The organism is Aporhodopirellula aestuarii, from assembly GCF_023701485.1.
Lineage (GTDB): Bacteria > Planctomycetota > Planctomycetia > Pirellulales > Pirellulaceae > Rhodopirellula > Rhodopirellula aestuarii.
In genome coordinates, this window is the sequence record NZ_JAMQBK010000106.1 from 1 (window position 1) to 8,746 (window position 8,746).

Consider the following 8,746-nt stretch of genomic DNA (forward strand, 5'->3'; position numbering starts at 1 on the left):
GCTAAGATTGAAATCCCGCAACAATAAAATCGAGCTCCCATTCGTTTGCGGGGGCACTTTTTTTGCAGTGACCGTTCAGTTCGATTCGCCCCTTAAAAGTCAGCACAAAGGAAATCGAATGTCGCGTCTCATCGGTTCTGGATTTTTGCTGTTCGATGCCACAGCGACCCTTGCAGCGTCGCTGGCAAGCCCCAGCCTATTTGCCACGTTGGGAATCTCGCTCGTCTCGTCGATCGCGATTGCATTGGCGTCCGCCTCATTGCGATCCGTATTGTTCCCGACGTACTTTTGGGACAAACCGGAAACTTTGGATGGACGGTAATCGCTCAGGTGGCTGGTCGATCGGAAGTCAGCCACCGGGTTGTGCGCGTTTTTAAGATCGCAGTCTCAATTGGAGACGTCGCGAACTGCGTCCGAACTCTGAGGAATCGCGCCGGCGGCTGATTGAATAATCCGATGATCAAAGCATGAAAGCAGGTGCGTTTGTTTATTGCCGGTTGTTTTCTCCGCGCTTGCGATTCAGATTGGCGATCGCGTCTTCGATCCCTTTCAGCAAAAACAAGACGACTGTCGCCAATACTGTCAATGTCAACGCGAAGCTGAGTCGGTCGGCGGCGACCGCGACACCGATCCCCGCGGTGACAAAAATCGTGGCTGCGGTGGTCAGTCCTTCGACCTGCTCATGCTTTTGATGGACGATCGTTCCAGCCCCCAAGAAGCTGATGCCGAGAACGATTGCTTGCAAGATGCGTATCGGGTCGGTGCTGATGGCCGAGTCGGTCTCTTGCCGTTGAAACTGATCGACGATCTCCTGCCCCAGGATCATCATCAATGCGGAGCCGGCACAGACGAAGATATGCGTCCGCAAGCCTGCCGGCTTGCCCGCAAACTCGCGTTCCAAGCCTAACATTCCGCCGCACGCCGCAGCGATCACGACGGTTATCAAGTTATCGATATCGTGGACGTGGAACATGTGGCCCATGCTGTGGAGAAGGGATGGTTGTTTGGTCCCTTCCGCAAACTCCATGCCCGGGGACCTGGTACAGAAGTTGCGTTGGCTGAAGCATTGGAGCCGCCTGCGGCATGCCAGAAGGCGTCAACGGGAATCCTTGGCCCTGGGCGTCGCGATTGGACAAACGATCCAGTACAGCTTTCGTTCACGCGGCAAGCATCGAAGTTTCCCGATCGTAGAATTCACCACTGAATAGAAAGGCAAAGCCGCCAATGAACCGTCTGCCTTCTCAGTCCACTTTGGAGAATGCAGGCGAGGGCGCGAGGCAGGTGGCCGAACTGTTCTATGCCATGACCATCGGCGGAGCCGTGATCTGGTTGATCGTGATCGGGTTGGCAGTCTACGCAATCTTTCAACCGACGCGGCACAACGCGATCAAAACGAGGTTGTTGGTGATCGGGGGAGGGGCGGTGTTTCCCACGATTGTGTTGACCGGACTGTTGAGCTATGGCTTGGCGATGTTGCCCGACTTGCAGCGGCCCGCACCCGAGGGAAGCCAAGTGATCGAGGTGGCGGGAGTGCGATGGTGGTGGAGGGTGACCTACCGATTACCCACCGGTGATCGGATCGAAACGGCGAATGAAATTCATCTACCCGTCAATGAGGCGGTTGAGTTCAAACTTACCAGCGAAGACGTGATCCACACGTTCTGGATTCCTTCGATTGGAGGGAAGGTGGACATGATCCCGGGGCGTGAAAACCGCTTGAAACTGTTTCCGACCAAGGTGGGTCACTACCGAGGCGTGTGTGCCGAATTTTGCGGTGCGGCGCATGCACAGATGTCGTTCGACGTGATCGTCGAAACTCGCGAAGAATTTGACAAATGGTTATCGCAGTTGCAAACTCCCGCCGCAGGTCAGTCGCATCGGGGACACGCTGTTTTTGCGGGCCGCGGATGTGGAGCGTGTCATTCGATTCGGGGCACGTCCTCCGATGGTGTGGTTGGTCCCGATCTCACTCACGTTGGAAGCCGACGAAGCATTGGTGCGGCGATCTTACCCAACGAACCCGCCAACCTGAAACACTGGATCCGGAACACATGTGAAGTGAAACCCGGCGTCGAGATGCCGTCGTTCGAAGCGATCAGCTCGGACGAATTAGACGCGTTGGTGGATTATCTAGGGAGTCTGCGATGACGGCTGAGGAAAGTCATGGATGAACGTGGCGAGAGACTGCTCAAAGCATGGGAAACACCAAAAGGTTGGCGATATTGGTCCGCAGTCAATAACTCGGAAGTCGGATTGTGGTACACGCTCACCGCGTTCGCATTCTTTCTTTTTGGTGGGGTGCTCGCGCTCGTTATACGCATCCAGCTCGCGGTTCCTGAAAACGATTGGCTGACGCCTGAACAGTACAACCAAGTCTTCACGATGCACGGCAGCGTGATGATGTTTTTGTTCGCGGTTCCAATTTTGGAAGCCATTTCGATTCTGTTATTGCCGCAGATGATGGGAGCTCGCGATTTGCCGTTTCCTCGATTGTCGGCGTATGGGTTTTGGTGTTTCTTGATCGGCGGTGTGTTTGTTTGCGGTTCATTGTTTTTCGGTGTCGGGCCACGCGGTGGCTGGTTCATGTATCCGCCGATGACGACCGAGTACCAAACCGATGTGGGGCCGGATATTTGGTTGCTCGGTTTATCGTTTATCGAAGTGGCATCGATCGCCGCGGCGGTGGAACTGATCGTTGGCGCACTCAAGTGTCGACCACCGGGGATGCGATTGAATCTAATACCACTCTATGCGTGGTACATTCTCGTCGTCGCGGTGATGATCTTGTTTGCGTTCCCGCCGTTGATCGCGGGTGACTTATTGATGGAATTGGAGCGGGCCCTCGATTGGCCCTTCTTTGATGCCGATCGGGGCGGCGATCCGTTGCTGTGGCAACATTTGTTTTGGATCTTTGGTCACCCTGAAGTCTACATCGTTTTCTTGCCGTCGATCGCGCTGGTGGCGATGATCGTACCTACGTTCGCGCGAACGCCCATGGCGGGATACGGTTGGATTGTACTGGCGGCCGTCGGAACCGGATTCCTCAGCTTCGGCTTGTGGGTTCACCACATGTTTACAACTGGATTGCCGGGAATCACGATCGGCATTTTTTCGGCCGCCTCGGAAGCGGTGGCGATTCCGACGGGTGTGCAGATCTTTTGTTTCATCGCAACGCTGTTGATCGGACGCGTTACCAAGAGCGTTTGTTTGCTATTCGTGCTCGCGGGGCTTGCCACGTTTATCATCGGCGGGCTGACCGGCGTGATGGTCGCGATTGCTCCGTTCGACTATCAAGCACACGACACCTATTTCATCGTCGGACACCTGCATTATGTGTTGGTCGGCGGCACGATTTTCCCAATCATTGCGGGACTGTACTACTACTATCCGTTCGTGACGGGCAAGCAACTTTCAGAGCGTCTCGGGATGATCACGTTCTGGTTGATGCTGGTCGGGTTCAACGTCGCTTTCTTTCCGATGCACCTGACGGGCTTGATCGGGATGCCGCGTCGCGTTTACACGTATCCGAGTGGGATGGGGTTTGAGATTCCTAATCTCATTTCAACGGCTGGTGCGTTCGTTCTCGGCGCGGGTTTTGTGGTGCTGCTGTGGGACTTGGTTCGTCCGAAAGGCGGGCAACCGCTTGTCAAACGCAACATTTGGAACGCGGGGACGTTGGAATGGATCGCTGAAGTTCCCGATAGGCCATGGGGGATTCGTTCTATTCCGATCATCTCAACGCGTTATCCGCTTTGGGAACAAGATAACCTGATGTCGGATGTCGATGATGGCAAGTTCTATCTTCCTGACGCGGAAGAAGGTTTGCGGGAGACGTTGGTCACGAGCACCGTCGATGCCGAACCGATGCAATGCCTTCGTGTGCCTGGACCGACATTTTTGACATTCTTCGCAGCGTTGTTCACTGGCGGGGTGTTTATCTTTTCAACGTATCACTGGTGGGTCGCAGCCGGTGTTAGCGGAGCGTTGTCGTTCATCACGATTCTGATTTGGTTGTGGACCGGGACGGCACTCATACCCGAGAAAGACAACAAAGACGTAGGGCTGGGACTAAGCCTGCCGATCTACGTGTCTGGGCCGAGCGCAGTGGGTTGGTGGGCAATGTTCATCACGATGCTGGGCGATATGACCGCGTTCGTTTCATTGGTGTTCGGTTACTTTTTCTATTGGACGGTTCATGAACAGTTCCCACCAGCGGAGTTTGATGGGCGCGAAATCATCGGTCCTGGGACGGCATGGCCGCTAGTATCTGTCGGGCTGGGCGTTGTCGCGTGGATCGCCGTGATAGCGGCGAGGTCGTCCAATCGATCCGATCGGTCCGGTTGGTTTTACAGCATGATCGGTGGGAGTGTGTTGCTGGCGATCGGTAGTGCGGCAGCGCTGGTCTGGGGGCCAATTACTGCTGGCATGGACCCGACGCACCATGCGTATTCGGCGGCGGTGTGTGTGCTCGTGCTGTGGACGGTCGTGCATCTCAGCGTTGGAGTCGTCATGCTCGTCTACTGCGCGGCGAGGCGCCTGGCCGGACGGATGGATGCTCGCCATGACGCCGATATCGTGAACGTCACGTTGTGTTGGCATTTCTTGCTGCTTACCGTGGCCGTGACAGGGTCCGTCATCGCACTTTTTCCAAAGGTGTCGTGATGAGTAAGCCAATGGAGAGACATGCGCAGTCCGAACCGCGGCCGATGAGGCAGCAATTGTGGTGGATCGCGTTGGGGCCGTCGATTTGGGCGGTGCATTTTTTGGCGTGTTATCTCACCGCCGCGATTTGGTGTGAGAAATTTGCATCGGCTGGCAGCGCAAACAGTCCTTTGTGGTGGCTCATTGGCGTCTACAGCGTGATCGCGTTGGTCGGATTAATCGTGGTCTCGGTGATGAGCTTTCGTAGCTTTCGCCGAGGTGACCCGCCCGTGTCATACGATTTCGATGATCCACACGAACGGACCCCTTTTCTGGGATTCACCGCGTATCTGCTATCCCTGCTCAGTATCGTCGCGACGTTGTTCACCGTGTTAGTGTTCTTGCTGGTACGGAGTTGTGATTGATGAAAGTGATCAGTTGGAATTTAGGTTGGCTGGTCTTGATGCTCGCTTGGCTCGGGCCGTTGCCTGAACTCGCTCGCTCGTCCTTCGCCGCTCACATGACTCTGCACATGGCCGTCGTCGCAGTCGCTGCCCCGTTGCTGTCGATCGCCGCCGCGGGGAGGCGGTTGGACCCGGCAAAAAAGGTGCCGGCGTTGTTTGCGGCGATACCCGCATCCGTCGGTGAACTTGTCATCGTTTGGGCTTGGCATTCGCCAGGCTTGCACCACTTCGCGAGGGGATCCACCATGGGATTCGTAATCGAGCAATCCATGTTTCTTGCCGCGGGCGTCTGGGTTTGGCTTTCAGCCTTTGGAGGTGAATCGCCAAGAGTACCGGCACGGAGTGCGGCGGGCGTGATCGGTTTGTTATTGACATCGATGCACATGACCTTGCTCGGCGCATTGCTGACGATGTCACCGCGTCTGCTGTACTCGCATCATCACGTTGGTGGACTTGATCCGCTGACCGACCAATACCTTGGCGGGGCGGTGATGTTGGTCGTTGGGGGAGCCGCTTTTTTGGCGGGCGGTCTTGCGCTGACGTGGGATTTGATACGGAACCGGCAAATGACCGAAATCGCAGAGCGCAGACGATATTGCATACCCCACGCATCGAGCGTCAGGGCATGCTCCTCGCCGGGGACAAAAACATGAAACGACGATTGAAAGAACTTGCGATTTTGGGTGCGGTGCTGGGAGTCATCGGTATCACCGCATTGGTCAGTGGTGTCGTTCCTGTTAACGCCAGTAGCGGTCATTGGGACGTCACGCGGTGGGTGCTCGATTATGCCAGCGACCGATCTGTCGGCTTTCATAGTCGCGGAATAGACGTTCCTGCGTTAGTCGAACCTGGCATGATCACGCTGGGAGCCGCCACGTATGAATCGAATTGTGTTTTTTGTCACGGCCAACCTGGCGAAAGGCAACCACCCGTGGCGCGAGGCATGACTCCGACGCCGCCATTGTTGAACGATTCGATTGTTGAGAAGGAACCGCGAGAACTGTTCTACATCGTCAAACACGGCATCAAGTTCGCCGGCATGCCAGCGTGGCCGACCCAGAAGCGCGACGATGAGATATGGCCGGTGGTCGCGTTTTTGAGTTCGCTGCCGACGATGGACAATGCCGCCTACCTCGATCGTGTCCGTTGGGATGATCAAGACCTTCCGGACGTTTCGCCGATCCAAGATTTCGCCATCGAGCATTGTGCCGCCTGCCACGGCGTCGACGGCAACGGCAGGGCAGGTAAGCGAGTACCGACGATAGCGGGGCAAAATGAAGGTTACCTACGCGAATCTTTGCTCGCGTACCGAATGGGAGAACGAAACAGCGGGATCATGATGCCCGTTGCGCATCGCTTGACGGATGATGAGATTGACGGCTTGGCGAGTTATTTTGCGAGCCAGCAGCGAACCTCATCGAAGAGCGATGGTGACGCAGAGGAGACGACGTTCCGTGCGGGAGAACGCCTCGCCGCGCAGGGGGATCGGAAAGATAAAATCCCTTCGTGTGTCGATTGCCACGGTCCCGGCGAGACTCGACACAGCGATGATTATCCGCGCTTGGCGGGACTGTCACGCTGGTACCTCGAGCGGCAACTCGAGTTGTTTTCTCTGCGCCATCGAGGGGGATCGGAAAATGCCAATCTCATGCATCCGATCGCGGATAAACTCGACGCGGACCAACGGCACGCACTCGCACTCTATTATTCCACCGCAGACATGATTAGTGAGCCGGAGGCGGAGGGAGATTGAGTGTGGAAGCGTCGGCGGAGAGCGCCGCTTGGTATTGCTTCAACAATCCGAAGACCGATTGAAAGGCAGGTTGAGAGGATAGGTCCTGATAGCGGGCGTCGCTTGCCACGGATTGGTAGTGTGCAATCGTCTCGCCTAACTCTTCGGGACTGGGATGCGGCCCTCCGACAAAAAGGCTCGGCGGTAAAGCGAGATATGATCGCCACTGTTCGTTAAGCAAGGCGTCAAGTTGTGGAACGAGCTGTTCCAATTGGTTTCGAAGGACATCGGTGCGTTGCGTTCCCATCCGCTGAGCCAACGCTCCCGTATCCGTTGTCGGTATCACGTCGACGGGGGCCCCCGCCAGCGAAGCGACCGCGTACGTCAGTTGCTGGGCAAGTTCCGGAACGATCACCGCGCCACCCGGGACGGCGGGGCGGTAATATTCGCCGGTTGCGAGCTGATCCACACGCAGCACCGATCCGTCGATCGAAACACCTGCGAACAGTCCGCGGCTACGAGAATAGGAATAGATTTCAGCCTGTAAATGGGCGTCCGTCGCAACTGCCCCCTGACGTCCGACCGGACCCGCCGCCGCGGCCACATCGGCCCCCAGCGTTAGCTTCGCGGCCAGAATGTTCTGAACACTCCGCTCGGTCTTGAATACCAGGACAATGTCGGAAGACTGCACGCCCGCTTGCCATCCCAAATTCCCACCCGTCAGGTTGACGAAGACGGGCGCGTGCCAGACGCCGTCAGCCCGCCGGACGAAGAGCAACCCGCGTCCATGGCGTGCCCCGACGATAAAGCCGCCCTTGATCACATTCGGAATAATCGCAACGCCGTGGGCGTCACTCAGCATCGCGTGCGGGATTTTGCTCAGCGGCCCGACCAAGACCTCATTCAAGACGACAGCCGCGGCTTGAACCGTCTGCTCCTGGACCAGTTGGGCTGAGACCTGAGCGGATAGTCCGAGCGACCAAACCAAGATGCCGGCGGCTCCACTCAACACAAAACGACGCATCTCACATAACTCCGTTAACGAATCAAAATCCTTTGCAGCTCGCCCGACGTTCCCCGAGCTCGATCCTCCACAAATGGGCCACCACGCGTGGATGAACGGTGCAGTCTATTGCCTTTGGGCAAACTGCAGAAGAGAGATCGACCGCGATACCGCCTGAATCGGGAGGGAATTTCGGCACCGTTTGCCCAATGATCCATGGGACAATTGCTTTCGCACATTCGAGTACGCCAGCAAGAAAATCGATCTGGACGCTATCTCTTCAATTAAGCGAAATAGAAGAGACTGAACATCGAAATCCTCGGGAGTTGCGAGAGAATGTCTGATCCGGCTGCTACAAAATTTGCATCGATCCGCGACGCGCTGGCCGCAATCCGGGAAATGATTCTTGTTCTCGCCTTGCTCGCCCTGCTACTGACCCCGACGACGGTCCGGCAAGTGTTGCAAGACGCCGGAATTCGGTCTTTCGCCGGTGTCGAGTTTGACGAGGAAACGCTCGTCGAAGTAGAGAATGCTGGCGATCGCGTTGCTGAGCTCGAGCAACAACTGCTCGCCGCACAAACGCAGCTCGAGTCGATTGCGAACCTCAACTCCAATCGTGCCGATCCGCGTCTGGGCACAGTGTCGCGATTGTTAGCCGACGCGAGGCAAAACGCGTCGCAAATGGGTGAGAGTCTCGACGAAGCGAAAGACAAGCAAATCGAACTCTGGCAACGTTCCGGAAAGCCGCCACGAAAATATGGCGGGCGTCCCAGTTCCGAATCGACAGAACCGGTGTTCGAGCAAGCCCTGATCACACCGGAAGACTTGTTCCCACGCTAGAGCGGTTTTGTAAACGACGTTGATTCACTTCCCACCAGACAGCCTCGATTTGGCCGTAGGAACCGG

General features: G+C 56.5%; 9 protein-coding genes. 7 read left to right on the plus strand and 2 right to left on the minus strand.

Going from position 1 to position 8,746, the window contains the following annotated elements; genetic code table 11:
* Window positions 1-118 precede the first annotated feature (118 nt).
* Window positions 119-322, plus strand: a complete 204-nt coding sequence (locus NB063_RS30000; RefSeq protein WP_250933119.1) for a hypothetical protein — start codon at window positions 119-121, stop codon at window positions 320-322.
* A 165-nt stretch (window positions 323-487) separates the two neighbouring features.
* Here NB063_RS30000 and NB063_RS30005 read toward each other — a convergent pair whose 3' ends face one another.
* Window positions 488-973, minus strand: coding sequence for an MgtC/SapB family protein (locus NB063_RS30005; protein ID WP_250933121.1), 486 nt, complete (start codon window positions 971-973; stop codon window positions 488-490).
* Between the two features lie 251 nt (window positions 974-1,224).
* Between NB063_RS30005 and coxB the strand changes: the two genes are divergently transcribed.
* Genes coxB through NB063_RS30030 form a run of 5 tightly spaced genes read left to right on the plus strand, consistent with a single transcriptional unit; the run spans window position 1,225 to window position 6,858 of the window.
* Entirely contained in the window at window positions 1,225-2,148 is a 924-nt protein-coding gene (gene coxB, locus NB063_RS30010; RefSeq protein WP_250933123.1) for a cytochrome c oxidase subunit II, read from the plus strand.
* A gap of 15 nt (window positions 2,149-2,163) precedes the next feature.
* Complete coding sequence (gene ctaD, locus NB063_RS30015; protein WP_250933125.1) at window positions 2,164-4,662, plus strand: cytochrome c oxidase subunit I; 2,499 nt, start codon at window positions 2,164-2,166, stop codon at window positions 4,660-4,662.
* 44 nt (window positions 4,663-4,706) lie between these two features.
* Window positions 4,707-5,066 carry a transmembrane prediction gene (locus NB063_RS30020; protein ID WP_407652746.1) on the plus strand — a complete coding sequence of 120 codons (360 nt, stop codon included), beginning with the start codon at window positions 4,707-4,709 and terminating at the stop codon, window positions 5,064-5,066.
* Window positions 5,066-5,758, plus strand: coding sequence for a cytochrome c oxidase assembly protein (locus NB063_RS30025; RefSeq protein ID WP_250933129.1), 693 nt, complete (start codon window positions 5,066-5,068; stop codon window positions 5,756-5,758). Before NB063_RS30020 ends, NB063_RS30025 begins: the two co-directional genes overlap by 1 nt.
* Entirely contained in the window at window positions 5,755-6,858 is a 1,104-nt protein-coding gene (locus NB063_RS30030) for a c-type cytochrome (RefSeq protein WP_250933131.1), read from the plus strand. Before NB063_RS30025 ends, NB063_RS30030 begins: the two co-directional genes overlap by 4 nt.
* Here the strand turns inward: NB063_RS30030 and NB063_RS30035 are convergent.
* Window positions 6,830-7,861, minus strand: coding sequence for a lipid-binding SYLF domain-containing protein (locus NB063_RS30035; protein ID WP_250933133.1), 1,032 nt, complete (start codon window positions 7,859-7,861; stop codon window positions 6,830-6,832). The genes NB063_RS30030 and NB063_RS30035 overlap by 29 nt on opposite strands.
* A 315-nt stretch (window positions 7,862-8,176) precedes the next feature.
* Here NB063_RS30035 and NB063_RS30040 point away from each other — a divergent pair, with 315 nt between their 5' ends.
* Window positions 8,177-8,680: a hypothetical protein gene (locus NB063_RS30040; protein WP_250933135.1), complete on the plus strand. Its 504-nt coding sequence runs from the start codon at window positions 8,177-8,179 to the stop codon at window positions 8,678-8,680.
* Window positions 8,681-8,746: the final 66 nt, after the last annotated feature.